This is a genomic window from Geminocystis sp. CENA526 (genome assembly GCF_050753365.1).
Lineage (GTDB): Bacteria > Cyanobacteriota > Cyanobacteriia > Cyanobacteriales > Cyanobacteriaceae > Geminocystis.
Window position 1 is genome coordinate 14,883 of the sequence record NZ_JBLZFY010000007.1, and the last position, 26,053, is coordinate 40,935.

At 34.5% G+C, this 26,053-nt stretch carries 20 protein-coding genes; 8 read left to right on the top strand and 12 right to left on the bottom strand.

Annotated features, from left to right (window positions below; all coding sequences use genetic code 11):
* Positions 1 to 123: 123 nt before the first annotated feature.
* From ACN4EE_RS03645 to ACN4EE_RS03665, 5 genes are all read right to left on the bottom strand, one after another.
* Positions 124 to 840: a DUF1997 domain-containing protein gene (locus tag ACN4EE_RS03645; RefSeq protein ID WP_431705040.1), complete on the bottom strand. Its 717-nt coding sequence runs from the start codon at positions 838 to 840 to the stop codon at positions 124 to 126.
* A 251-nt stretch (positions 841 to 1,091) separates the two neighbouring features.
* Positions 1,092 to 2,498: a 15-cis-phytoene desaturase gene (gene pds, locus ACN4EE_RS03650; RefSeq protein WP_431705041.1), complete on the bottom strand. Its 1,407-nt coding sequence runs from the start codon at positions 2,496 to 2,498 to the stop codon at positions 1,092 to 1,094.
* Between the two features lie 368 nt (positions 2,499 to 2,866).
* Positions 2,867 to 3,094 (bottom strand): hypothetical protein, encoded by a 228-nt coding sequence (locus tag ACN4EE_RS03655; RefSeq protein WP_431705042.1) that lies wholly within the window; start codon positions 3,092 to 3,094, stop codon positions 2,867 to 2,869.
* A complete protein-coding gene (locus ACN4EE_RS03660; protein ID WP_431705043.1) occupies positions 3,095 to 3,334 on the bottom strand; it encodes a hypothetical protein in 240 nt (79 codons plus the stop codon).
* 145 nt (positions 3,335 to 3,479) lie between these two features.
* On the bottom strand, positions 3,480 to 5,126 hold the full coding sequence (locus tag ACN4EE_RS03665) for an NAD(P)H-quinone oxidoreductase subunit 4 (protein WP_431705044.1): 1,647 nt from the start codon (positions 5,124 to 5,126) through the stop codon (positions 3,480 to 3,482).
* A gap of 115 nt (positions 5,127 to 5,241) precedes the next feature.
* Here ACN4EE_RS03665 and ACN4EE_RS03670 point away from each other — a divergent pair, with 115 nt between their 5' ends.
* Complete coding sequence (locus ACN4EE_RS03670; protein WP_431705045.1) at positions 5,242 to 5,430, top strand: hypothetical protein; 189 nt, start codon at positions 5,242 to 5,244, stop codon at positions 5,428 to 5,430.
* Positions 5,431 to 5,612: 182 nt separating this feature from the next.
* Here ACN4EE_RS03670 and ACN4EE_RS03675 read toward each other — a convergent pair whose 3' ends face one another.
* The 3 genes from ACN4EE_RS03675 to ACN4EE_RS03685 all read right to left on the bottom strand — a co-directional run bounded on the left by ACN4EE_RS03675 (position 5,613) and on the right by ACN4EE_RS03685 (position 9,994).
* A complete protein-coding gene (locus tag ACN4EE_RS03675; protein ID WP_431705046.1) occupies positions 5,613 to 7,202 on the bottom strand; it encodes an iron uptake porin in 1,590 nt (529 codons plus the stop codon).
* A gap of 138 nt (positions 7,203 to 7,340) precedes the next feature.
* Positions 7,341 to 8,177 (bottom strand): pentapeptide repeat-containing protein, encoded by an 837-nt coding sequence (locus ACN4EE_RS03680; protein WP_431705047.1) that lies wholly within the window; start codon positions 8,175 to 8,177, stop codon positions 7,341 to 7,343.
* A 230-nt stretch (positions 8,178 to 8,407) separates the two neighbouring features.
* Complete coding sequence (locus ACN4EE_RS03685) at positions 8,408 to 9,994, bottom strand: mechanosensitive ion channel family protein (protein WP_431705048.1); 1,587 nt, start codon at positions 9,992 to 9,994, stop codon at positions 8,408 to 8,410.
* 218 nt (positions 9,995 to 10,212) lie between these two features.
* Between ACN4EE_RS03685 and ACN4EE_RS03690 the strand changes: the two genes are divergently transcribed.
* The 4 genes from ACN4EE_RS03690 (at position 10,213) to ACN4EE_RS03705 (ending at position 16,642) form a co-directional block, all read left to right on the top strand.
* On the top strand, positions 10,213 to 11,688 hold the full coding sequence (locus ACN4EE_RS03690) for an ammonium transporter (protein ID WP_431705049.1): 1,476 nt from the start codon (positions 10,213 to 10,215) through the stop codon (positions 11,686 to 11,688).
* Positions 11,689 to 12,085: 397 nt separating this feature from the next.
* Positions 12,086 to 12,700 carry a TVP38/TMEM64 family protein gene (locus ACN4EE_RS03695; RefSeq protein WP_431705050.1) on the top strand — a complete coding sequence of 205 codons (615 nt, stop codon included), beginning with the start codon at positions 12,086 to 12,088 and terminating at the stop codon, positions 12,698 to 12,700.
* 193 nt (positions 12,701 to 12,893) lie between these two features.
* On the top strand, positions 12,894 to 16,229 hold the full coding sequence (locus ACN4EE_RS03700) for a PAS domain S-box protein (RefSeq protein WP_431705051.1): 3,336 nt from the start codon (positions 12,894 to 12,896) through the stop codon (positions 16,227 to 16,229).
* 104 nt (positions 16,230 to 16,333) lie between these two features.
* On the top strand, positions 16,334 to 16,642 hold the full coding sequence (locus tag ACN4EE_RS03705; protein WP_431705099.1) for a DUF3067 family protein: 309 nt from the start codon (positions 16,334 to 16,336) through the stop codon (positions 16,640 to 16,642).
* Positions 16,643 to 16,803: 161 nt separating this feature from the next.
* On the opposite strand, the gene ACN4EE_RS03710 is transcribed toward ACN4EE_RS03705, so the two are convergent.
* From ACN4EE_RS03710 to psb29, 4 genes are all read right to left on the bottom strand, one after another.
* Positions 16,804 to 19,029 (bottom strand): IMS domain-containing protein, encoded by a 2,226-nt coding sequence (locus ACN4EE_RS03710; protein WP_431705052.1) that lies wholly within the window; start codon positions 19,027 to 19,029, stop codon positions 16,804 to 16,806.
* 257 nt (positions 19,030 to 19,286) lie between these two features.
* Positions 19,287 to 20,108, bottom strand: a complete 822-nt coding sequence (locus ACN4EE_RS03715) for a HEAT repeat domain-containing protein (RefSeq protein ID WP_431705053.1) — start codon at positions 20,106 to 20,108, stop codon at positions 19,287 to 19,289.
* A 318-nt stretch (positions 20,109 to 20,426) separates the two neighbouring features.
* Entirely contained in the window at positions 20,427 to 21,710 is a 1,284-nt protein-coding gene (serS, locus tag ACN4EE_RS03720; RefSeq protein ID WP_431705054.1) for a serine--tRNA ligase, read from the bottom strand.
* A 111-nt stretch (positions 21,711 to 21,821) separates the two neighbouring features.
* Positions 21,822 to 22,484 carry a photosystem II biogenesis protein Psp29 gene (gene psb29 / locus ACN4EE_RS03725; protein WP_431705055.1) on the bottom strand — a complete coding sequence of 221 codons (663 nt, stop codon included), beginning with the start codon at positions 22,482 to 22,484 and terminating at the stop codon, positions 21,822 to 21,824.
* A 570-nt stretch (positions 22,485 to 23,054) separates the two neighbouring features.
* On the opposite strand from psb29, the gene ACN4EE_RS03730 reads away from it, so the two are divergent.
* From ACN4EE_RS03730 to ACN4EE_RS03740, 3 genes are read left to right on the top strand one after another with little or no spacing between them, the layout of a single operon-like run.
* Positions 23,055 to 23,666 carry a cysteine dioxygenase family protein gene (locus ACN4EE_RS03730; RefSeq protein WP_431705056.1) on the top strand — a complete coding sequence of 204 codons (612 nt, stop codon included), beginning with the start codon at positions 23,055 to 23,057 and terminating at the stop codon, positions 23,664 to 23,666.
* A 45-nt stretch (positions 23,667 to 23,711) separates the two neighbouring features.
* Positions 23,712 to 25,160 (top strand): sensor histidine kinase, encoded by a 1,449-nt coding sequence (locus ACN4EE_RS03735; protein WP_431705057.1) that lies wholly within the window; start codon positions 23,712 to 23,714, stop codon positions 25,158 to 25,160.
* Positions 25,153 to 25,836 carry a response regulator transcription factor gene (locus ACN4EE_RS03740; protein ID WP_431705058.1) on the top strand — a complete coding sequence of 228 codons (684 nt, stop codon included), beginning with the start codon at positions 25,153 to 25,155 and terminating at the stop codon, positions 25,834 to 25,836. Before ACN4EE_RS03735 ends, ACN4EE_RS03740 begins: the two co-directional genes overlap by 8 nt.
* Positions 25,837 to 26,053: the final 217 nt, after the last annotated feature.

Below are 26,053 nucleotides of genomic sequence, written 5' to 3' on the forward strand. Positions count from 1 at the left end.
TCATAATAAAGTTAATCATAAATCAAAATTATCGACTAATCCACTATTAATTATTTAAGGGTAGCTGAAAAAGGTTTTTGAGCAAAATAGGGAATTTAGTGTGATGTTTCTAAATCTTTGATTTTAGTTGTCATTTTCATCCATATCCCTAACATTACAAGTACGAGAATTTTTGGGGGGAATAGGTAAATCGAGACGGGAATGAAAGTCTTTTTGTACTTTATAACTCAGACGAGGGGAAATTTGTTTGACAATTTGACTTAAGACTCGATCGCCCGTATCCTGAATCAGAGTAAGGGGTAGTTTATAAATAAAACGAGGAAACTTAACTTTCACTTGTAAATCTAATTTCCAGTTAACCTTCGTAATTTCTGAAGGAGGTTTTTGTCCGTGTTTTTGATATGCTTTTAAAATGCCCTCTCCTGCCGAAGATAAAGGGATAGACTCTATATACATTTTTGCATGATAGTCCACCTCATAACCTTCTTGAGTAAATTCTGGATTCGGCACAGAATACATATAATAGAAATTAGCTTGAGGAGGCTCTAAAATTACCGTCATTTGAGGCTCAACATTGTAGCCAAATGCACCATAATGACCGATAATCAAAGTATAACCATTTTCTCCAAAAGGTTCGGCTTTCATGGGCATGGCACAACGCACAAACCATCCTTGATGATCGTTGAGGTAATTTGCTACAGTGTCAATATCACTATACATTTCCATAATTCCTGCAAAGTGAGTTTGAAAAACCACTGGAATTTGAGAGGATATATCTGATTCAGTCAGAGAATTATCGGTTAAATTTTCTGTTTCGGGAGGAATATTAAAATCTGTCATAAAAAACTTTGTTGAAGTAAGTAAGCAAGATTAATTAGATATTTAGGTGATGAAAGGAAATAGAGAATAGTGAAAAAGAAAGAAAGGGGGAGAGGGGGAGAGGGGGAGAAGGGAGAAAGTAATTATATTTTTTTGATTGGGGTTGGGTTTAATATATTAAACCCCTACATTCCTTCTTACTTTTGCCTTTTGCCTTTCTCAATTCTTAATTTTCTTTGTCATTGCGAGGTACGAAGCAATCTTTAATTTTTTTACACTAAAGCAGGTTGTTTGACATTACCCACAGGATAATCTTGAGCGATTACTTGAGCCGATCGTTTACCCGATAATACAGCACCTTCCATACTTCCTAAATATTCTTGCATGGTAAAATCTCCTGCAAGGTAAAAATTACTAATAGGAGTTTTTTGGGAAGGGCGATAGGCTTGTCTGCCGGGGGTAGCTTTATAAACCGATCGAGGGGTTTTGACTACATGAGATTTCAACAATTTTGCTTGATTATCTCCTGTAAAGTGTTGAGGGAATAATTTTCTTAACTCTTGCATCGTAGCTTCGATAATTTCCTCGTCAGATTTTGTAATCCAATCATGCGCAGGTGCTAAAACTAACTCTAACATCGATCGATCGGGGTTACTGTATTCTTTACAAGTGTTGCTCATGTCAGCATAAACACTCAATAAAGGCGATCGAGAGAATAATAAATGATCAATATCCGTGAGTTTTCGATCGAACCATAAATGTAAGTTAATGACTGGTACACCCTCTAAACCTTCCAATTTTTGGAAAAAGGGCATTTCTTTCCAAGCAGGAGGTAACATCACCTTCAAAGGATCAACAGGCATAGCACTAACATAAGCATCCGCCGTAAAAACTTCATCCTCAGCACCATTTAAACCACGCAATAAGAAGCCCTTAACGCTTCCGTCCTCATTTAACAAAATTTCCTTTAAAGGGGCATTTAAACGCACTTCCCCCCCTCTTTCCGTAACATAATCCACAATGGGTTGACATAATCTTTCCGTAGGCGAACCATCTAAAAACGCCATTTTTGAACCATTTTTCTCCTGTAAAAAGCGATTTAAAGCCGTTAAGAGAATAGTAGCGGAAATCTCATCAGGGTTAATGAAGTTCAACGCCTTCGACATAGCGATAAAAACTTCCTTCTCGATTCTAGGAGGAATGTTTTGTTTTGCCATCCATTCAGACCAAGAATATTTATCCATCTCCTCTACATACTGTTGTCCCTGTACGATCGCAGGTAACAACCCTAAACCAAACTTAATTTTTTCGCCCCACGTTAACATATCATTATTGCGCAAAATGGCAATCAAACCATTAACAGGTGCAGGAAGATCGGGAAAATCGAACCGTGAATAAGTACCGGGTTTATCAGGTTGATTAAAAATCATGGTGTGTTCTTTCCACTGCAAACGATCTTCAATACCCAATTCGTGGAATAATTGCAACATATTGGGGTAAGCACCGAAAAAGATATGAAGTCCAGTTTCATACCAGTCTCCATCTTCGTCTTTCCATGCGGCAACTTTTCCTCCTAAAACATCTCGTCTTTCGAGTACGATCGGAGTATGTCCAGCATCTACTAAATATTTTGCGCAAGAAAGTCCTGCTAATCCTGCACCTGCTATGGCAATTCGCATCTATTTTTTACTCATCTACATTTTTTCTCTTTACCATTTTACTCCCATTGCTTCACATTTCGTTACATTTTTTTAAGATTTTTTCATTAAACTGTTTAGGTTACATAAACTAAAGTTCGATCGAAATCCTATTGATGAATATTTATGATTTTATCACCGTAAAACAGGCATCTTGCCTGTATTTTTGAAGATGTCTAATTTATTATAAAGGGGAATCTAGTTTAAATTTCTCATAAATGATTCCTGATTGCTATATTATTTTTTCTACTCATTAATTTCTTTAATAATTTGTTTTATCTCTGAAGCACTAATATTAGTTTGATCTGATTTGGCATAAATAATTAATAATAAAATTATTTCTCCTGAAACTATTTGATAAATGAGCCGATAGCCTCCACTTTTGCTATAGGAATATCGCTATTTTTTGCCCTTGCTTTATAAATTATTTGGGATACCCCTGTTATTTGATTTCCGATTAAATTTCCTTGTTGTAATTCATTAATAATAGGTTGAATATCTTTTTTGATTTGCCGATAGCGTTTCTTTAGTTTCTTAAATCTACGTTTAAAAGGTTCTGTAATTTGTATTTCTTTCATTTATGATTCTTCATTCTCCCAAAGTTCTTCTAAAGGGTAGGTTTTACCATCTCTAGCATCGAGGAGGCTTTGTTTAAAATCGGCTATTAATTGAATTTTATTATCATTATTTTCCTCTATTTCTAAGGGAAGGTTTTGTAAAATATTTTCCCACATAGCTAGGGGTATTAAAACATCGGTTTTTTTCCCTTCATCATTAGTCAAATATCTGATTTTATTTTTTAAAGTGTCAATATTCATGGCTTGATTATTTGTTCATTATTATTCTTTATAGTTTTTATTTTATACCTTAATTTTACCTGTCATAACTTTTCTTCAAATCTAACACTGAAAAGGGTTGAATATTATTTATTCAACCCCTACAAATTTAATTTTAATCAATTCCCTATTTCTGAAGAGCGATCGAACTTACTACTGGAGTATTTACTTGTGCAATCTCGGCATAAGTTTGACGAATCTCAGTATTTACGGCAACGGTTTTCACGTCATAAAGTTGAGTCGCTAATTTCGGATACAATCCCACACTGATAATTAAGGACAGGAAACACACCGCAATAAATACTTCCCTTGGTTTTGCATCTTCATATATCGCTTGACTAGGTAAAACACAACTTGTACCAAAACATACTGCTGGATCGTTGTCGAAGTTTTCTTTTTCTTCGGTATCTCCAATAATACACATTTGTACTTTGTCAGTACCGTAGAATAGTTGTCTTAACATTGACAGTAAATAAATAGGAGTCACGATTAAACCCACTGCACTGAGAAATATTGTTGCTGTACGGAAGGTTGAATCATACACATCGCTATTACTAAAACCGACAAATACCGCTAATTCACTCACAAATCCACTCATACCGGGTAACGCTAAAGAAGCCATTGCACCAGCAGTAAATAAAGCGAATACTTTAGGCATGGCTTTGCCGATGTCTCCCATTTCATCTAAGAACATGGTATGGGTTCGATCGTAAGTCACCCCAGCAAGGAAGAATAAGAGGGCGGCAATTAAACCATGAGACAACATTTGCAACATTGCACCACTGATACCTAAATCCGTAAAGGAAGCGATACCAATTAACACAAAACCCATGTGAGACACGGAAGAATAAGCGAGACGGCGTTTCATGTTGGTTTGACCAAAAGAAGCAAAACCACCGTAAACTATGTTTACAACCCCTAAAATCACTAGCACAGGGGCAAAATAAACATGGGCTTCGGGTAATAAGCCTAAATTTAGCCTAATTAAGCCATAACCGCCCATTTTCAACAAAACACCTGCTAAAATCATCGACACAGGAGAGGAGGCTTCACCGTGCGCATCAGGTAGCCATGTATGGAGAGGGAAAACAGCCAATTTGACACCGAAGGCAATTAATAAACCGCCGTAGAGTAACACTTCTAACCCGATGGGATACTCTTTTAATCCTAATGCCACCATGTCGAAGGTGATTTCTCCTCCGCCGTATAATGCCATACCTAAACCTGCTACGAGAATAAATATAGATGCTAAGGCTGTATAGAGTAAGAATTTTGTAGCGGCGTAGCGTCTTTTTTGTCCACCCCAAATGGATACTAATAAATATACAGGAACTAACTCTAATTCCCACATGATGAATAATAATAAAATATCTTGAGCGACAAATACCCCAATTTGTGCTGAGTATAACAATAGCATTAAGAAATAAAATAAACGGGGTTTTCGATCGACTTGCCAAGCGGAAAACATCGATAAAGTGGTGACTAAACCTGCTAATAACACTAGAGGCATAGATAAACCATCTACGGAAACACTCCAACTTAAACCTAATTCTGGAATCCAAGAATATTGCTCAACAAGTTGTAAACTGGCATTAGTTGTATCGTAATGTTGCCAGAAAACGTAACACATTAATATAAAATCTGTTAACCCGACTCCTAAAGCGTACCATCTGAGGGTTTTACCATCTTTGTCTGGCACTATGGGAATTAATAGCGCAGCGACAAAGGGTAAGGCGATTATTGCGGTGAGCCAAGGAAATTGATCCGCTATCATATTCTTTTTATATTAAGACTTAATTTTAATGTAACTATCTTACTGTACTTTGTTAATTTTTGTTAAGATTTTTTTGCAAAAATATTATTTAATTTAATTTTGATACCTATAAACTATGTTTAACTTTGATCCCACCTTCATTTTTTTATTAATGCTACTCCATTGTTTAATTGGTCTTACGGCTGCGATCGTGGCGGATACTAAAGGCAATTCGTTTTTACTGTGGTTAATTATCGGTATGATTGGCGGTACTTTTGGGTTAATTGCATCTATAAAAAGCACAACAAAAGTCATACAAGAATAACCATAAAAAAAGGTCAAAAATTGAGGCAATAATTTCTATTAGACATCTCCAAAAATTATTTTTAATTGTTTCGTAGTAAGGGCTTCAGCCCTTAAAATCTTAATTAATGGAGAAGTCTATTGATCAACTCAATTTTTAACCTAAATGTAGGGTGGGCAATGCCCACCAACCACTACAAATAATTAGAATTGGAATACGGTACGGAGTACACCCACAACAGCAGTGTTATTGGAATCATCTTGGTTAGGATTGAACACAGCGTAAACACCGGGGGTAATAGAGATGTTGTCGGTTACGGGGAATCTATAATTACCTTCTACAATCCATGATGTACTGCCACCAAGTACGGTTTTGCCTCCTCTTCCTTCAACTGCATCAACATAGGGTAACATTCCACCACCGATGTTTAATACAGCACCCTCTTTCATTAAGTCCAGTAAGGAGAAGTTAAGGGCAAAAGTCCATAAATCAGCATTAGCATTGCTACCCGGATCGTTGATGTCACTGTAACCACCCCAACCAGAAACGTTGAATTTTTCAGCTACACGCCATGTTCCTTGAATACCCACGTTATGAGTTTCCACTCTGACTCCTCTGAGTTGATTGGGTAATGCACCGAGGGGAGTTAAGCCACCGCCGATGTTGTTAGCGTTGTCATAAGCAAACATATAACCTAAACCAAAGCCGAGATTTTTGTTAGGATTGATGCCTAATTGAACACCTGCACTGTAAACCCCATTGAATAAACCACTTCCTCTGCTGGGATCAGCCGCACTGTTATTATTACCTGCTAAGTAAGATGCAGTAATGTCAAAAGTACTATTGAACTTGTATTGAGCCGCTATCCCCGCTTCTCCCACGTTACGATATAGAACAGGGTTATAACGCATGGCACGAGATAAAGCACCAGTGCCTCCACTTTCAGTATAGGGGGAGTAAGCTCTGTAAATATCATCTACAGCCATCATAGGACCAGCCCAAAATCTGAATTTATCGCCCAATGGTGCTGTATAAAATACTTTGTCCGCAATAACATTGTTATCAGGAGTATTTTGTTCAAAGCTCAGTCTTGCCTGAGTGCTAGGAAGATTATTTCCAGTTTGGGTTCTGATACGGGGTACGTTTCCTGCCGCTAAACGAACTCTTAATCTGTCTTTACCTGTGAAAGAACTATCTAAACTTAAACGAACTCGATCGCTTAGGGTAGTTTGAGCATTTCCTCGACTATTTTCGCCAAAAGCTGTTAAACCAAAGATTACTTCCCCTCTTAACTTGGTGGTGGTGGAGAATTGGTGATCTTCTAAGAAAGCAACTCTACCTTCTAAGTTGTCAACTCTTGCACCTAAAGCGGCTAATTCGGTTTCAAATTCTGCCATTAAGCGTTTTAATTTTTCGATGTCTTCTCTGAGTACGCCTTGACTAGAAGCAATTAAACGTTCCATTTGTTGCATACAAGCGTTTAAACCTGCGGCAAATTCGTAACGACTTAACGCACGGTTTCCTCTGAAGGTTCGATCGGGATAACCGACAATACAACCATAGTTCTCGACTAAACTTCTTAACGCTTCAAAAGCCCAATCCGTAGGAGACACATCTCTTAATTGAGATACGGAGGTAACTTGTCCCATAGGTTGGGTTTGGTTATATTCGGAAATCTGTTGTAAAGTTGCATCAGCACTGATTTCGTTGGCGTTGGCATCTTTAAGCGCGATACCGTTGGCAACCATCGCTAAAGCAATTACCGCAGGAGTTGCTACAGAATATTTTTTCATGGATTTAAACATACTTTTTAAGTTTCTCACACCTTAAATATTGGTCATAAACCATTGATAACATATCAAGATCGTTTTGACAAGTTAAGATGTATTTTAAATCACAATTTTGAATAAATTTGATGAGTTTTCTGCATTTTAAGCGGCATTATTTTTGATTAAATAATCGACTGTTAGGTGCTTTTCCTCAATAATATTGGGTAAATCTTGAATGATGATAGAGCATTTTTTGACGAAGGCGTTAGTCCATTTTTCTAACCATTTTAGTTGTATCATGGTTGCCTGATGGTTAAGATTTCCTGTAAAGGTGATTTTGCCTTTTTTGTCCATGGAGAATTGTTGTAACCATTCGATGTCGGGACGACTTTCTTCAAAGTTTTTGGCGGTGATAGTGCCTCCTAAGTAACAACTGGTTATACTTGCCATAGACTCAAAGTTAGTGATAACTTGGGCGATCGTAATTTTTTTCCCTGCTGATCCTTGAAATGATGATACTAATGTAAGTCCTAGGGCAACGGGATCGAACCCTCGATCGAACCGAGTGGTGTTATCATAAGATGCACCGTGAAAAATAGCACCGTTTAAGTGAGCGCCATTCAAAAAAGCCCCACATAAGTCGGCTTTCATAAAATTAGCTTTAGTGAGAAAACTACCTGTAAAATAGGTTTCTTTGACAATGGCTTTTCGGAAATCGCTTTTGGTTAAATAGGCTTTGATAAGGTAAGCCCCCGTTAAGTTAGCACCGCTCAAATTAGCACCGCTCAAATTAGCTTCGTTGAAGTAACAATGACTTAAATTGGCATTGCTCAAATCTGCTTCTCTTAAATCCGCATAACTTAAATCAGAGCCTTGTAAATTAATACCTTTTAATTTGCTATTTCTTAAATCAATTCTTCTCAACTGTAATTTTGGGAATTCTCTTTGTCCTTGATTGTATTGAGTGATTATATCGATCGAATAGTTGCTACTTAACATGGTTTTTGCTCCTTTTTTGCTAAATTAATCTGATTTGAGATGCTTCACTTTTACAGTTTATAAAAGAATTTTTTTATGTTTATTTTTCTTAATGATTTTTTCATCTTTCTTTAATTCTAACGATTTTTATTAAAATATAGGTATATTTTTTTACAAAAGTTTGCTAAACTTTAACCATCTTATAAATAATTATTTTTTCTCAGTATTTCTACAGATAAAATGTAAAAAATTTAAACAGGTTTCATATTGGGTTGAACGATCCTCAGAACTTCTTGATAAATCTGACTACTAATGCGATCGCCTCTTTTACCGTATTCAAGTTTAATGTCATCCACAAAAAAATTAATTTGAAATTGATAGTAGAGAAATCCCTCGTCATGATTTAAAGCTGTCACCCAAATTTGGGGATCTTGCCATTTTTTTCGCTCTTTAAAACGAGATTTAAACCAGTCACTCAACTCTAAAACATAATCATCTAAACGAGTTTCTTCTAATTGAGGATTAATAATTTTTTGGTATAAGCGATAGGTTCTTTTTTTGATCAGGTTTATTTTACGATCCCACTCTTGGGGAATTAAGTAAAGGTCTTCTTCTTGTAAATTGGGGTCTTTCAACCAAAGACGATACCATTTTCTGACTAATTCGATTAATGCTTCTGAATCTTGAGACTCGATAAATTCCTGAAGGAAGGTATCTTGATTTTCTTCTATATTGAAACCAATTAACTCTAAAACTTGTTGATATTCTTGGATAATGTTGGCGATTTCTTCGGAAGTTAAGCCTCCTTTTTCGGCGAATTGTAGTGTCACCACTAAGGCTTCTAAAGAATATTCGATTTCTTCTAGTTTGTCGTTAACTTGTTGTTCTGCTAAGAGTCTTAATTTACCAATTTCTTGTTGTAATTGAACAGATGATTCATTTTCTAGGTAATATCGATCGATCAAACTCAATTTTTGTTCGATATTGGCTAAAGTGTCAGGATGAGCTAAAACCACTTCGGTAATAGTTTTTTGCAGATACTCTAATTCATAATTCGCAGGAATTTCTAAGGTACGAGAATAGTAGAAATAAGAAGTAGGACGACTTAAATTAGTGATATTTTGATTTTGTAAAACACTATTGGGAATATAAACGTCGCAGTGATTATCAAAAAGATAAATTTGTGTCACCCTAACTCCGATACGACATAACATTCCGATCGATCCATCTTCCAGACGCAACACATCCCCGAATTGAAAAGGGGTATCAATCAACAAGACAATGCCACTGAAAAAATTAGCGAGAATATCTTTTAAGGCAAAACCAATAATAAAAGTAGCGCCCCCCAATGTTACCCAAATTCCTGTTAAATCAACGCCAAAAGTTTTTAAGGAAAAAACCCCTCCAAATAAAAAAATGATGACGGGAATAACGGCTTCTACTAAAGGTAATAACACATCATCCCACATTACCTCGGTTTGTTGAGTATATTGTTTCAGATAGTAAATAATTACTTGTTTTAAAAGAGCGACAAGCCAAAAACTGATAATAATGATGATGATGACAGTAAAGATATTTTCGAGAATATTTCGATCGATGATGAAGTGTAAATCTCGAAATGTAAATTTAAGATTAAGTATTGTAAAAACACTGAGAAGGGGATACCCCGATACATTGAGAGTAACCAGAGCAATATCTTTTTCTAACTGACGAAAAAGGGGACGTAAGATAAAAAATAAAATGAGATAGATAATTACAAATCCCACACTTAAAAATCCTAAGTGAACAATAACGGATTGAATTTGAGGAGAAAGGTTAAACCAAAATTCTGGAAACATATTTTAAGAAGCTAGAATTAATTTATTCATTATCCATTGTTAATTATTAATTGTTCATTGTTCATTGTTAATTGTATTTTTCGATACAGAACTTATTAAGTAAAACATACCAATATTTAACAGTTAATTGAAGACTTAAGAGATTAAATCCTCAATTCTTATGTAGTTTTGAAGCAAATCTATACCAGTAAAAATCCATGGTGATGATGTCAAAAAAAATGAATAGAAAAGTATCTCGATCGAAAGATCAAGGAAACTTTATACTTAATTCTATAGCTCGTATCAAAAATGTCTTCTCTCCCTATTGGTTGGCTTGTATTCCCTTAACGGCAATTATCGTTATGGTGTGGAATACCGCAGCAATGGCGCAGGGTTTTGATGGTCCTGAAGATTTAGATCAAGTTAAAATTGTTTTAGATTCCATCTTTTTGTTAGTGTGTTCTATTTTAGTTATCTTCATGAACGCTGGTTTCGCTATGTTAGAAACTGGTTTTTGTCGTCAAAAAAATGCTGTTAATATTTTAGCGAAGAACTTAATCGTATTTGCCATTGCTACCATGATTTATTGGGCGATCGGTTATGGTTTTATGTACGGTGAGGGTAACGGCTTTATCGGTTTACAAGGATTTTTCTTTAATGGTGACGCTACACCCTACGGAGATGAAAATTATCCTGCCGCAATTCCAGCTCCTATCTCTTTCTTATTCCAAGTAGCCTTCGCCGCCACCGCCGCCACCATCGTATCTGGTGCGGTAGCTGAAAGAATCCGTTTTGATGCTTTCTTAATTTTTAGTCTTTTGTTAGTTGGTATTTCTTATCCTATCACTGGTCATTGGGTCTGGAATGGTGGTTGGTTAGATGAATTAGGTTTCAGTGACTTTGCAGGTTCTACTGTCGTTCACTCTGTCGGTGGTTGGGCAGCACTCATGGGGGCTGCGATTTTAGGTCCTCGTCAAGGTAAATACTCTAGTGACGGTAAAGTTAATGCTATACCTGGTCACAATATGAGTATCGCCACTTTGGGGTGTTTAATCCTTTGGATTGGTTGGTTCGGTTTTAACCCCGGTTCTGAATTAGCCGCCACTGCCAATGTTCCCTATATTGCTGTAACCACTAACCTCGCCGCTTCGGCAGGTGCTGTGACAGCTACTGCCACGTCTTGGGCAAAAGATGGTAAACCAGATTTATCCATGATTATTAACGGTATTTTAGCTGGTTTAGTGGGTATTACTGCTGGATGTGCTAGTGTTGGTTATTTTAGTGCCGTTATTATCGGTGCGATCGCAGGTGTCTTAGTCGTATTCTCTGTTGCTTTCTTTGACCAAGTGTTAAAAATTGATGATCCTGTAGGTGCTACTTCCGTTCACTTAGTTTGTGGTATTTGGGGAACTTTAGCAGTTGGTATTTTTGCTACTGATGGAGGCCTATTATTTGGCGGTGGTATTAATTTATTATTCGCTCAAATTATCGGTATTCTAACCATCGGCGGATTTACCGTTGCTTTTAGTACAGCCGCATGGTATGGACTTCAAGCTACTGTAGGCATTAGAGTTCACACCGAAGAAGAAGTGAAAGGTTTAGATATTTCCGAACACGGTATGGAAGCCTATAGCGGATTTGTTAAAGAAGCTGACATTCTTGCCGGTGGTTTTGGTTCTAGTGTCGGAGAAGTTAGCTCTGGTATTGAACTTTAGGTTAATAAATTTTTAAGCCCCGTCTTTGAGAAGGCGGGTTTTTTTATTTAGGGGGTGCACAAAAAGTATTTTGATGAGGGTAGGTATCAGGCATCAGGTATCAGGTGTCAGGTTAAAGAATGAAAAATCAAGATTTTGAAGCGTTATCTCTTCAACAAGTACACAGGTATATTGTGAATAATCAGATTTGAAATGCCCTGTTTTTGAGTAAAAATTGCCAAAAATTCACACTTTTTTGTGAATATAGTGTGCCTAAACCATTGATTTTAATAACCTTTTGATTTATTCAGCAAACCCTAAGTAATGAAATCATTTTCAAGACTTAATAAAAACGGTAAATTAAATGGGTTTTAGCTTACTTTTCTCAATGTAAACATACAATTAATTTTGCTTACCTATGGAAATATTTGAATATATTAACAACTTTTTCAACAACTTCACGGATTCGATCGAACTTTGGGGCATCTGGGGAGTACTGGGGTTTATACTTATTTATATCATCGCCACGATCTTTTTAATACCGGGTTCAGCCTTAACTTTAGGCGCAGGGTTAATCTTTGGAGTAGTAAAAGGCTCTATCTTAGTATCGATCGCATCGGTAACAGGCGCAACCCTTGCTTTTCTCCTCGGACGTTATTTTTTGCGAGGTTGGGTAGAAAAACAAATAGAATCCCAACCTAAGTTTACCTCGATCGATCGGGCTGTGGCAAAAGAAGGCTGGAAAATAGTCGGTTTAACAAGGCTATCTCCTCTTTTTCCCTTCGTCTTTTTAAACTATGCCTTTGGAGTGACAAAAGTATCCTTAAGAGATTATTTCTTTGCCTCATGGATAGGAATGTTACCCGGTACAATTATGTATGTTTATATTGGCTCAATCCCGAAAACTGCCTTAGAAGTAACAACTGGAAATACCGATACATTGAGGTTAATATTAAATATTGTAGGGTTAATTGCTACTGTTGCCGTAACAATTTATATCACCAAAATAGCGAAAAAAGCCTTAGATGAATAGTTAATATAACAGTCAGTTATGAGTTGTGAAAATTATCTTATCATAGAAGAAAAGAGGCAAAAGGCAAGAGTAGTCGTATCTTCGATATTTTTTTCTAATAATTTATTTCTCACAAATGATTCCTGATTGCTATAGTTAATAGTTTTTAATTCTTAATTCTTAATTCTTAATTCTTAATTCTTAATTCTCAATTATGGTTAATTCTAAGGAAAATCTCCATAAATTATTTCCTCATTTATTAGATTTAATCAGTGACGCTGTTGTTATTACTGATATTAATGGAAATCTTTTTTATGTTTCTTCCACCTTCAATAAAATGCTCAAATATTCTAATAAAAATATAAAAAATAAACAGCATATTAAACAAATTTTACCAACCTTAAAGATTAATTTAATACAACTAAAAAATAAAAAAGTATTAAAAAATATCCCTATTTTTCTTGATAATATTAAAGGAGAAAATATTGGGTTACTCGTTAGTATTAAATATATTGATGATGAAAAAGACAAATATCTTCTTTATACCATTAAAGATGTCACTAAAGAAATCAAATCACAAACAGAAGTTAAGTTAATCAAAAAAATTTATGCTGATTTAGCCGAAAATTTACCTTTAGGAATATTTCGTTTAGACAAACTAGGTAATTTAATTTATGTCAATGAAGAAACGCAAAAAATACTAGGAAAAGATGAGGATATTCACAAACCTTTATTGAGTTTTTGGTTAGATAATATTCACCCTGAAGATAAATTATTATTTTTGCAAAAATTATCCCTAACTTTATGGGAAGGAAAGTCAACTCACTTTTCCTATCGTTATTGTCTTCCCAATAGTAATGAAATTCGTTGGCTAGAAACTATTTGCATTAGAAAGACTATTCTTGATAAAGAAAATTATATTATTGGTACAATTATTGATATTACTGAGCAAAGACAAATTACGGTAAAATTAGAAGAAAATGAAGCATTATATCGATCGATCTTTGAATCAGCATTTATAGGTATTGCTAGGGTGAGCTTAACAGGAAAATTATTAAAAGTCAACGATAAATTATGTGAAATATTAGGCTATAATTCAGAAGAATTAACTCAATTAACATTCCAAGAAATTACTTATTCAGAAGATTTAGATATAGACTTAAAATTAGTTCAAGATTGTCTCAATGGGAAAATTAATAGTTATTCTTTAGAGAAAAGATATATTAAAAAAAATGGACAATATATTTGGACTCGGTTAGATGTTTCCTTAGTAAAAGACATTGAAAACAAACCTAAATATTTTATCTCTACCATTCAAGATATAGACAAAGAAAAAAGAATTGAAGAAGAATTAAAAGTCAGTGAAATGCGTTTTCGTAATGCTTTTATTTATGCGCCTTTTCCTAAGATGATTCATGCGGAAGATGGAGAAGTGATACAAATTAATCAGGCTTGGAATAATATCAGTGGATACTGTCTCCATGACATTCCTACTATTAGTCAATGGATAGAAAAAGCATACGGCAAAAAGATTAATAACAACAATTCTCATTTTGAGAAATTATATAAAGTTAAAGACTTTTTAGATGAGGGAGAATATATGATTAATACGGCACAAGGTAAACAAAGGGTGTGGCATTTTCATTCTGTGCCGTTGGGGGTTTTGCCTGATGGTAGAAAAATCGTCATGTCGATGGCTATGGATGTCACGGAAAGAAAAAAAGCCGAAAATTCTTATATTCGATTAAATCAAGAATTAGAAAAAAAAGTTACTCAACGTACTAAAGAATTAAAATCTGCTCAGGATTTTCTCACTTTAATTATCGATAATATACCCCAACGAATTTTTTGGAAAGATCGTCATTCTATTTATTTAGGATGTAATCGCAGTTTTGCCGATGTCTTAGGTTATAAAGATACCCGTGCTATTATCGGAAAAAATGATTTTGATTTACCCATTACTCCCACCCAAGCGCAATTATATCAGGAATGGGATCGTTGGGTGATGGAGTACGATCGATCCCGTTTTCATATTATCGAAAAAATTACATTTAATGGAGAAGAAATTTATATAGATATTTGTCGAATACCTTTACATAATTCTCTAGGAGAAGTGATAGGAATTTTAGTGACTTATGATGACATTACCGAGAAAAAAAGATTAGAAGAAAATTTAAAATTAACTCAATTTACCTTAGATAAATTAGGAGATTCAGTTTTTCTAGTAGATAGATTTAGTAACTTTTTCTACGCTAATGAAGCGGCATCTCGAAATTTAGGCTATAGCCAAGAAGAATTAAAAACTATGAAAGTAAAAAATATTAATCCTTTATTTCACAATGAAAACCAACAATGGGCTTATATTATGAAAACATTAGAAGAAAAAAAACAAATGACATTGGAATCTTATCATCGTCATAAAAACGGTACTTTAATTCCAGTAGAAATTAATATTTATCAAATTTATTTTCAACAAAAACTTTATAATTGTGCCATCGTTAAAGATATTTCTGAGAGGAGAAAAAGTCAACAAGCCTTAGAAGAAAGCGAAGCCCGTTATCGCCTTATGGCTGATAATGTAACGGATATAATTAGTCGTCATTCTCCCGATGGTATTTATTTGTATGTGTCTCCTTCGGTAAAAATGTTATTAGGGTATCAACCTTCCGAATTAATAGACAAATCCCCTCAAGATTTTATTGATGAAGATGATATTATTCAATATAATCAATCCTATCAGATGATGCTCGATCGAAAAGAAAGCATTACCTATAGTTATCGGATGTTGTGTAAACAGGGAGATTATATTTGGTTAGAAACCACCAGCAAACCTGTCGAAGATGTTTCTACGCAAAAAATTACAGAAATTATCGCAGTTTCCAGAGATATTTCTAGTCGGAAAGAAGCTGAATTTAAAATCCAAAAATCATTAGAAGAAAAGGAAATTTTGTTAAAAGAAATTCATCATCGAGTCAAAAATAATTTATATATTATTTCTAGTTTATTAAATTTACAAGCGACTTATTTTGAAGATGAAAATATTATCAAAGCCTTTACTAATAGTCAAAATCGGATTCAAAGTATGGCAATGATTCACGAAAAATTATATAAATCAAATAATTTTGCTAACTTAGACTTTGGTGATTATCTAACTCAATTAATTGATACTTTATTTCACAGTTATAATCCTTATCCTCGCACAGTAAAATATTCTATTGAGACTGAACCAATTAATATTAATATTGAAAATGCCATACCCTGCGGATTAATCGTTAATGAAATTATTACTAACTGTTTTAAACACGCTTTTAATCAAAGTAAACAAGGAAAAGTGATGATAGAATTATATCAAGATGAAAAAAAATATATTCATTTAAAAATTAGGGATAATGGTCAAGGTACAGATAACGTCAAACAATGGAGGTATAATCGATCGTTAGGAGTAAGATTGATTAATATTTTAACGGAACAATTAGATGCTAAATTAACTGTTGAATCTGCTGTTAATAAAGGATTTTCTTATCATTTAATCTTACCTCAAAAAAATTAAAAAGTACTTAGGGTTTACTTCATAGTCTTTTGATGAAGAGAGGGAAGAGGGAAAAGGGAAAAGTGAATAAAAGAATCATCATAAAAATAAATAATTTTCAAGTTATGAATGGACAAGAATTAAGAGAAATAATTAAGAATAAATGGGGATATTCTTATGACGTTCAAATTATTAAAATAAAAGATAAAATATATTTTCAAATCATGTGGAAATATTTAGAACAAGCCTCCTTTCATTGGACTGAATTAGAGTATAGTCAACATTTAGAAAATATAGCTAATTATATTACCAGTTGGGGAGTAATTGATCAAGTAAAAAATGGTATTTTAGAAGCAAAAAATCGCCCTCGTTTAGGTAAAGCCGTTAGTTTTTCTCTTGATTTGGGCGATCGAACCTCTGAATGGATTGTATAATTAGGGAGTAATGAAAAAGTATTTTGATGAAGGTAATAAGTAATAAGTAATAAGTAATAAGTAATAAGTAATATTGGATAATGAGAAGTTGTTAATTGTTAATTGTTAATTGTTAATTGTTAATTGTTAATTGTTAATTGTTACTTGTTAATTGTTAATTGTTACTTAATAATTTGTACTTCTTGAATTAACCATTGATTTCCCTCTTTGATAACACCGTATCTAATAGATAAATTATCTTGATAGGATAAACTTGGTACTAATGCACCATTACGATAATATTGAGATTTTTCTTCCACTTTGGCTACAATAAAGCCTTTAGTAGGGTCTTGAGGATTAACTTCTGTGGATTCGATCGAAACTTTATGTTCATAACGACGATAAGCATTACGACTACGCAAATCTCGACTATTACCTATCCATTTGGACAATAAAGGTTCAGTTAAAATTTTACTCAATTCTGTGACATTATATTCAGGTCCAGTGGCGTTAACCTTCGCCTTTAACCATTGATTAATAATCTCAAGCCCTGTTTCATTATTTAACTGAGTCGTTAAATCATTTGGGGAAGGATTCATAGTTGGTAACTCGATCAATGGTTCTGACAAAGATATTTCTAATCTAGTCGTATCTCCTCTAAGTAACATTCGAGTAGCAAAAACACCGATGACACCAAATAATAACAGTGCAATAGCTGAGGGAATTAACAGCAAAAGCAACTTAGTTTTATCTCGTTTTTGGGGAGGATGATTAGTTTTTTCGGGAGAAGAATCATCAGATTTTTTCTCAGTAACATTATTGGAAGAGGTTTGTTCTTCTTCTACCACTGAGGATAGAAAATCATCAATTTCTAATAAATCTTCATTTTCTTCTACACCTTTCACCAATAAAGATATATTTCCTTCTTTTTCTTCTTCTTCCAATATCTCCTCTTCTAATATCTCCCCGTCTAATTCTGATTCGTAAGTCTGATTGATAATTTGTTCTTGATAATCCGTTTGATCTTTTAAGGCATTAAACTGTATAAAAGAAGATGGTGAATTTTTGGGAGTAACGGGTAATTCTAAATCTGGAGAAGACTCATCCTCATTATTTTCTGGGGATACAGGATGACTAATTGTCTCTAAGTAATTTTGTACTCGATCGTTATTAAAATAATCTTGTAAAGAGGGATTTTCGTCACTTAAATTTTTAAACTGGGGAAAAACTTCTGTTTGTAACCATTTTTCTGTATAAAGACATAATCCGGGCAATAAATCAGGAGAATTTTGAGACATTTCCTGAATATAATTAATCGTCTGCTTGTCTTTGCTTTGACTTAAAGAAAATTCAGCTTCCGCAGTTTGCCCTAATAATAATGCACAAATAGACTGTTCTAAATAAACATCTTGATGAATAGTTAAAGAAATAAGACTGTTTTTTGCCCTAATAATAAACTCTGGTTTTCTTTCCGTAAAACCCTTTGCTATTCCAGCATACGCCGCTAAATAAGCCGCCGCAGGTGAGGGACGTTGAGCTTCTTCTTCAAAAATATTTTGCTGTTCTTCCGCAGTCAAATAAATCCTAATTTGTTGAATAAATCTTAAAAAACTATCAATATTTAATCCCGAATTATCAACTATTGTACTTTCAATACCGCCCCTTGCTTTTAACATCGATTTTAACAAATTAATTCCTTTTTTTCGATGTTCAATATAGCTATCTTCTTTTGTTAATAGTTCTAAAATTTCATAGGGCAATATCTTGCCTACATCTTGTTTAATTTCTTTTCTTAAATCAATAAATAAATCTTCTTTTAGTAATAAATTATAAGCACTATTTAAGCAATTAGATGCAGATTCATATTGTTTTTCTTGCCATTGTTCTCTCGCTAATTCTAAATTTGCTAACACTACTGTTAAAACAAAATCTTGAAAAATTTGCTTTTTTTCTTCTTCATTATCACTGAAAATATTAAGGCTATCTCGATCGAGTGGCACCACTCTGCGATCGAGCAAATAAGGTTGAATTAAACTAAGAATTAACTCATATTCTCCCAAGTCTAAAAGAATAATTAAAGCACCAACAAACAAACTTTCCTCAATCTCAAGATTAACATCAGGCAATATGTCTTCTTCCGTCATCAAAGATTCTTCGGAATCCGACTCTAATTCTTCCTTCGTCACTTCTGAAGGCAAGAAAAAGGACTCATACTCCAAACGAGAGTCTTCTTTTCCTAAAACATCGTATGCTTGTTGAATAATTTTTTTGCGAGAATTGATGGCATATTCCGTATAACCTTTATGGGGTAGTTGAATAATGCGATCGTTATAGGCTTGTTCAATCAAATCTGAATCAGCCTCAACAGGTACACCGAGAATACGATAATAATCTAAAGAAATTTGCACGACTGAGTTTATGTGAGATTGCTTGAAGACTGAATTTGCTAATTATGAGATTTTAGCATTGAGTCAGTAATAGACAAGAAAATTTTAACTTATATTCTGATGTTACGCAAAAATAGAATTAATTATTGGTTTGAGGTTTCAAGTATCACCTGAGTTCGATGTAAAATGATGAAGATAAGAGGGGGATAGGGGAAGGAGAGGGGGAAGAAAATCCAGTAAAATCTTCATTTTTTTTATAACTTGGCAACTTCCATAAATTATAAAAGTTGATCCATAAAATTCATTAAGTGAATACTATCAGAAGATAAGTCATCACTAGCATCTTGTTTTAACTGATATTCTAGCAATCCTTTCATGGCAATTAATTTAAGACTATTTTCTGCATAGGCTTTCATAATAGCATCCCCTGATTTTACATAACCGATCGAACCTAAATCCATCAAAGCCGATCGACGTAATTGTAACTCACCACATTGCAGAGCAGTGACCAATATTTCCCCATAAGTATCATCATGGGTTAACTGATACATCGCCCTAGCACTAGCATAGGCTATTTTAGGGGTAGGATGCTCAAGAAAAGGCTTGATTAAATTTAGGGTATTTTTGGCATTTAATGTACCTAAAGCCTCAAGAATCGCCTCGTAGGGTTGATTCAGATAAGGTTTGCCTATGACTACCTCAGTGGCATAATTCGTTAATTTGTCATCTTTAACAGCATTTTCTAGCAAAGCGACAAGAGGAGAAATCGCCCTAGTATCTCCTAACATTTCTAAGGCTTGGGCTGCTGATTCTCTGACATAATAATCATCGCACTCAAAACACTTAATTAACGGCTCAACCGCCCTCAAATCCCCTAGTTTACCCAATGCTTTAGCGGCATTTCGGCGCAGAGGAAACCCCCCATCGGGAGCTCTATCTTCCTCATCATCGAGGGCATTAATTAGGCTTTCTATTGCTTCGGATGTTTTTACCCTAAATTTTCCTAACCACCAAGCGGCATAGTATCTTAAGCCTAAATCTTCTTTTTGGTTTAAATTTTTGATCGCTATTTCTGGAGTTATTGATATTTCAGTGTTCATAATAATTTAGTCGTTGCTGAGAAAATATTTTGATGAGGATAGTGAATAGTGAATATTGAATAGTTTTTAATTCTTAATTCTGATTTATTCAGCAAACCCTAAATAAACACAAAGATTTTTTATTCCTTTGTAGGGGTTGAATAATATTCAACCCTTATTTCCTGATTTCTTCAAGATGTCTATTTATAGAAGTTACGCACTTATTCTGAAAATTAAGAGATTGAGATTCCTTCGCTACTCTCGGAATGACAGAATACTGTCGATGGTACGGAAGTCCTATATTAATCAAAAAAGCACAGGCAAGATGCCTGTTTTACGTTAGGCTAGAATATTTGTTTTGAGATAAGGCTGTAATACTTCAGGCACTTTAACAGTACCATCTGATTGTTGATAATTTTCCAAAATCGCCGCCATAGTGCGCCCTACCGCTAAACCAGAGCCATTCAAGGTGTGTACATATTCAGTACCTTTTTTGCCCTTTTCCTTAAAGCGAATATCAGCCCTTCTAGCTTGGAAATCATGGCAATTTGAGCAACTGGAAATTTCACGATAGGTATTAGCAGAAGGCAACCATACTTCTAAGTCATAGCATTTAGCGGCACTAAACCCTATATCTCCTGTACATAATTCTACAACTCGATAGGGCAATTTGAGAGCTTGTAAAATCGCCTCCGCATTATTTACCATCTTCTCATGTTCTTCGGCACTTGTTTCAGGGCGCACTAATTTAATTAACTCTACTTTGTTAAACTGGTGTAAACGGATTAAACCGCGCATATCTCGCCCGTAGCTTCCTGCTTCTCTGCGAAAACAAGGGGTATAGGCGCAATGATATATAGGTAGTTTTTCTGCTTCTAAAATTTCCTTACTATAAAAGTTCGTAACAGGCACTTCCGCAGTGGGAGTTAACCATAAATCATCGTTATCACATTTAAAACTTTCTTCGGCAAATTTTGGTAGTTGCCCCGTTCCTTGTAGTGCTACGCTATTAATTAAAACGGGAGGCATAACCTCAATATATCCTGCTTCTATCTGTCGATCGAGCATAAAATTAATCAGCGCCCTTTCTAAAGCCGCCCCCATACCAACTAAAGCCACAAAACGACTTTGAGCAACTTTTACCGCCCTTTCTGAGTCAATAATACCTAACTTTTCGCCGATTTCCCCGTGAGGTAAAATGTGACTACCATCGGGAATAAACTCATCTCCCCAGCGTCTGACTTCAATATTTTCTGTTTCATTTTTACCAATAGGAGTGGTATCAGAAGGTAAATTGGGCAATTCCAACAATAAATCATCAAGTTGTGCTTTTAACTCTCTTTCTTCTGGCTCTAACTGTGCTAACTTAGCTTTAACGTTATTGCCTTCTTCCTTTAAAGTCTGGATTTCTTCACTTTGAGGATTTGCACCGCTACGCATTTTTTCCCCGATAATCTTACCGATTTCGTTACTTCTAGCTTGTAACTCTGTTCTTACGGATTGCAATTCTCTTTGTTTACTGTCTAAATCAAGAATCGGTTGTATTTGATAGTCGGTATTGCGTTGGTGTAATAATTTTAAAACTTCTTCGGGATTTTCCCTAATTTTTTTTAAATCTAACATGATAATGAATAATGAATAATGAATAATGAATAATTAAAAGACTGTTTATGTTTTAAAATAAAAATATTGTTAATTCTTAATTCTTAATTCTTAATTCCTAATTCTTAATTCTTAATTATTTTGTCTTTTTTTCTTACTAGCTTCGAGGGTATCAGCTAAAACAGTGAGCATTTGAGTCATTTTTTCAATATTGCTACGATATAACTCTAAATCTTTTTTAAACTTATCAATAGGAAGACTTAATTTATCAGTTAAAGGAGTGATTAATTCGGCAAATTTTTCTTCATTTTTAACAATTTCTGCGTCACTTTTTGCTAAGAAACTATAAAGCCCAATGGCAAATAAGCGACTATATTTAAACTTAGGATTCTCTAAAGCATAACGCCAATGATTCGCTACGTCTTGTAAACCGTTATCATCAGTAGGAGATAGTAACCAGTTGATTAATTCTTGAGGAGATTTTTGAGAAGCAAAGTTAAGCATTGTTTCTGCTTTACCTCTGTATTCATCAGGATTATTGTCGATCGATTGACATAATGCCCTAAAAATAGAGTCTTTATCAGATTCTGGGGTATAACCGTTCATAAATTGAGTAAAACTCTGACATACTCCTAAATAATAAATAGGATCGGAGCGAAAATCAACATTGACGGATAATAGGTGCATTTCTACCATTAATTCTTCAACGACTCTGCGGTATATGGAGTTAATGGGGCGGTTGTGATATTGATAAAAATTTCTTTTAGTGTCCGAAACGGTGCGAAGTTTATCCACGAAGTATAATAGCTTAAATAATAACTTTGTTAACAATCCTTAATTATCTCACATCTTTATCCTTAATTTATAGATTGCATGAAGAATTAAGAATTAGGGGTTAATTACCTATAGGATAACGATAATAACCTTTTAATTGTCTTTTGAGGGCTTTAATATTAGGATGTTGAAAAGGATTATTTTCTAAAATCTCAAAAATTTATCAAAATATTTTAGTCTAATTATTCATAATAATACCATATTTTTAGTTCGATCGAGCTATGGCACTTGGTGATCGAATTTACAAAAAAACCCTCAATTAAGAGAGCTATATAAGAATTAGGGTTTGCTGAATAAATCAGAAGACTGATAAAATCAACGGTTTGGACATACTACATCAACTGAAAAGTGTTCAATTTTCACAATTTTTACTAAATTTTATTTAAAACAGCTTTGTAATTATAAGTTAATACAAAGCCTCAAAACCTTGATTTTGTCACCTATTCACTCTTCCCTTTTCCCAAATCCGCTCTTCCCTCTCTTCATCAAAATACTTTTTCAGCAAACCCTAAATATATTTATTTCCTATATATGAAAGAAAAAGATTGGTTAGTGGATAATAACGGGCAGTGTCACCCTTTAAAAACTCTCTCTAAGGCTTCTAAAACGGCTTCTGTGTATCGTCTTTATCGTTTTTTGACAGATTTGGAGGACATCCTAGAAACCACCACCGATGACATGAAAAGATTAGGTTTGATCATACCTTTAATGAGAAAATTATTAAATGAATCCCCTTGGTTATATTTATCCATGCTTGAACCAAATCCAGACACAGGTTGGGAGATAATGACATTATACGATGAGCCTTCCTTTCCCTTAACCGTGCAATTGGTAGCATGGGCTGGAGGCACAGTATCACCGATTCATAATCATGGCTGTTGGGGTATCGTGGCATTATTGGAAGGCAAAGAGAAAAATACCTTTTGGCGTAGAAATCCGCAACCGAATCAACCTGACAAAATCGAAAAAGTGGGAGAAAAAATCCTCACGGAAGGGGATATTCTCTGTTTGATGCCAGACGCTATTCATCATATAGAAGCGATGGGAAATCAACCAACTATCAGTTTTAACTTATACGGAGAAACAGATTATGACAGCCGATTTCAATTCAATACCAGAGAAAACACCGCCATCAACTTTTAAAAAGAATAAAAAGTCAGATTAATAAGAATACTGATTTTAAAAATTATGAAACTAATTAGACGGCTACAAAAAATCATTCCAAAAATAAAAATACCTACTTCATCCCTACAATTTCAATTAACCTTAGAATTAGTGATATTATCGGTGATAGGTTTAGGAAGTGTCGCTTTTTGGGCAGGGTGGCAAATGGAGCAAAATTTAGTCACAGCCCACAAACAAACCTTAGAATATATAGCTATGCGTTTCCCTGAACAGTTAGAATTATATACTGAAGCAGATTCGATCGAAACTGGTATAGAAAAAGCTATTTCACGGCTAGAAACATCTAACTTAATGGTGTGGGTAAAAAACTCCCAAGGGCAACTATTAGGGCAATCTTCTTCTTTTCATCATCGAGAAAATTCTTTGCAAAGAATAGAAGAAATTAATCCTATGCCTACCACTGCGCAAGTAGTGAGATTTAATGGGCGTGATATTGTTTTATGTGGCACTCCCTTAATTGTTAATGGGGATACCCTAGGAAAACTCTATCTTTCGCAGGATATAACTATTGATCAACAAAAATTAAATCATAGTTTGTGGCATTTATTTTTTATTAGTATTGTGACAGTCACAGTGTTAGTAATTGCCATATCTTATACCATTAGTCGGGGGTTACATCCCTTGAAAAAAATGAGTAGGGTTGCCTCTACTATCAAAGCTGATGATTTAAGTGGGGCAAAATTAACCTTAAATCAAGCGCCTCAAGAGATTATTGGATTAGGAGAAGCCTTTAATGAAATGTTATTTCGTCTTTCGACATCTTGGGAGCGACAAAGGCAATTTTTAGATAATGTTTCCCATGAGTTACGCACCCCGTTAACTACTATCTTGGGTTATTTACAAAGTTTACTGCGCCGCAGTGATAATTTAAGCACATATCAAATTCAGGCTTTAGAAACTGCCATTGCAGAAACGGAAAGAACTATTAGAATGTTAGAAGATTTATTGGATTTAGCACGCGCGGATAATGGTAATTTACATTTTCGTTGTCAACCTCTGATGTTAAATACTTTGGTGACGGAAGTAGCCCAAATGAGTCAAAAGGTAAGTGGGCGCAAAATTAATTTAATCATTACTGATGAAGATGTGATAACCTGTGCTGATCAAGATCGTTTACAACAGGTTTTAATTAATTTAGTGGATAATGCCCTTAAATATTCTTCTCCATCTCAACCTATTGATATTATCCTTGAAAAAAGTTTCCATGGAGCTTTAATTCATATCAGAGATTATGGTATCGGTATTTCTTTGGCACATCAACCACGAATATTTGAACGATTTTACCGTGCTGACGATGGTATGACTCGCTCACGGGATGGCACTGGTTTAGGATTAGCTATTGCTAAAGGTATGATTGAAGCTATGGAAGGGACAATAAAAGTTCGATCGAAACCCCAAGAAGGCAGTATTTTTACAATAAGTTTAGCCTTATGGAGAGATTCCCATGACTAACCATATACTGATAGTAGAAGATGACCAAAGATTATGTCAATTTCTTGCTTCGGAGTTGCAGTTAGAAGGCTATGAGGTAACGACTGCGGAAGATGGTATGTCTGCCTTGGAAAAAGTGAGGGAATCATCTCCTGATTTAATTATCCTTGATTGGATGTTACCGAAAATCTCAGGATTAGACGTTTGTTTGCGACTACGAAAAACAGGCATAACAAGCCCTATCATATTATTAACCGCTAAAGACGAAATTCCCGATCGAGTTTTAGGCTTAAATTCTGGTGCGGATGACTATTTAACCAAGCCTTTTAGTATTGAAGAATTACTGGCAAGAATTAACGCCCGTCTGCGTCATTTACACTTCCCCGAAAAATCTGATATTCTTCAATTTGCTGATTTAACCTTAAATTCTTTAACCAGAGAAGTATTTAGGGGTAAAGATTCGATCGAACTAACTGCAAAGGAATTTGATCTGTTACAATACTTTTTAAAACATCCCCGTCAAGTGTTAACTAGAAATCAAATTATTGAATATGTCTGGGATTTTGACTTCATAGGCGAATCCAACATTATTGAAGTCTATATTCGGGCATTAAGACTCAAATTAGAAACAAATCAATCCCCTCGGTTAATTCACACCGTCAGAGGAGTAGGTTATGTGTTAAAAAATTTAGTATGAGTGCGTAACTTCTAAGGGAAGACGCATTGAAGTTTACTGGTTATGGTAGGGAAAAGGGAAGAGTTAAGACTTTCAGTCATTTTCACAAATTAATAAAAATGGGTTTTTCAGACTCTTGACGTAACTGAGTTAAAACCTCCGCACCATGAAGTAAATTGATATTAGTCATGATTTTTTTCTTTGTAAATACAATAAGTTTGTGATAATCTGTAAAAAA

Bases quoted from the DNA above. Each gene is read 5' to 3' on its own strand.
- ACN4EE_RS03655 (WP_431705042.1), bottom strand. From the start codon at position 3,094: ATGAAAGAAATACAAATTACAGAACCTTTTAAACGTAGATTTAAGAAA.
- ACN4EE_RS03645 (WP_431705040.1), bottom strand. From the start codon at position 840: ATGACAGATTTTAATATTCCTCCCGAAACAGAAAATTTAACCGATAAT.
- ACN4EE_RS03735 (WP_431705057.1), top strand. From the start codon at position 23,712: ATGAAACTAATTAGACGGCTACAAAAAATCATTCCAAAAATAAAAATA.
- ACN4EE_RS03670 (WP_431705045.1), top strand. From the start codon at position 5,242: ATGTTTAACTTTGATCCCACCTTCATTTTTTTATTAATGCTACTCCAT.
- ACN4EE_RS03665 (WP_431705044.1), bottom strand. From the start codon at position 5,126: ATGATAGCGGATCAATTTCCTTGGCTCACCGCAATAATCGCCTTACCC.
- ACN4EE_RS03715 (WP_431705053.1), bottom strand. From the start codon at position 20,108: ATGAACACTGAAATATCAATAACTCCAGAAATAGCGATCAAAAATTTA.
- ACN4EE_RS03740 (WP_431705058.1), top strand. From the start codon at position 25,153: ATGACTAACCATATACTGATAGTAGAAGATGACCAAAGATTATGTCAA.
- ACN4EE_RS03705 (WP_431705099.1), top strand. From the start codon at position 16,334: ATGAATGGACAAGAATTAAGAGAAATAATTAAGAATAAATGGGGATAT.
- ACN4EE_RS03680 (WP_431705047.1), bottom strand. From the start codon at position 8,177: ATGTTAAGTAGCAACTATTCGATCGATATAATCACTCAATACAATCAA.
- ACN4EE_RS03690 (WP_431705049.1), top strand. From the start codon at position 10,213: ATGAATAGAAAAGTATCTCGATCGAAAGATCAAGGAAACTTTATACTT.
- ACN4EE_RS03730 (WP_431705056.1), top strand. From the start codon at position 23,055: ATGAAAGAAAAAGATTGGTTAGTGGATAATAACGGGCAGTGTCACCCT.
- ACN4EE_RS03675 (WP_431705046.1), bottom strand. From the start codon at position 7,202: ATGAAAAAATATTCTGTAGCAACTCCTGCGGTAATTGCTTTAGCGATG.
- ACN4EE_RS03685 (WP_431705048.1), bottom strand. From the start codon at position 9,994: ATGTTTCCAGAATTTTGGTTTAACCTTTCTCCTCAAATTCAATCCGTT.
- ACN4EE_RS03695 (WP_431705050.1), top strand. From the start codon at position 12,086: ATGGAAATATTTGAATATATTAACAACTTTTTCAACAACTTCACGGAT.
- pds (WP_431705041.1), bottom strand. From the start codon at position 2,498: ATGCGAATTGCCATAGCAGGTGCAGGATTAGCAGGACTTTCTTGCGCA.
- ACN4EE_RS03660 (WP_431705043.1), bottom strand. From the start codon at position 3,334: ATGAATATTGACACTTTAAAAAATAAAATCAGATATTTGACTAATGAT.
- serS (WP_431705054.1), bottom strand. From the start codon at position 21,710: ATGTTAGATTTAAAAAAAATTAGGGAAAATCCCGAAGAAGTTTTAAAA.
- ACN4EE_RS03700 (WP_431705051.1), top strand. From the start codon at position 12,894: ATGGTTAATTCTAAGGAAAATCTCCATAAATTATTTCCTCATTTATTA.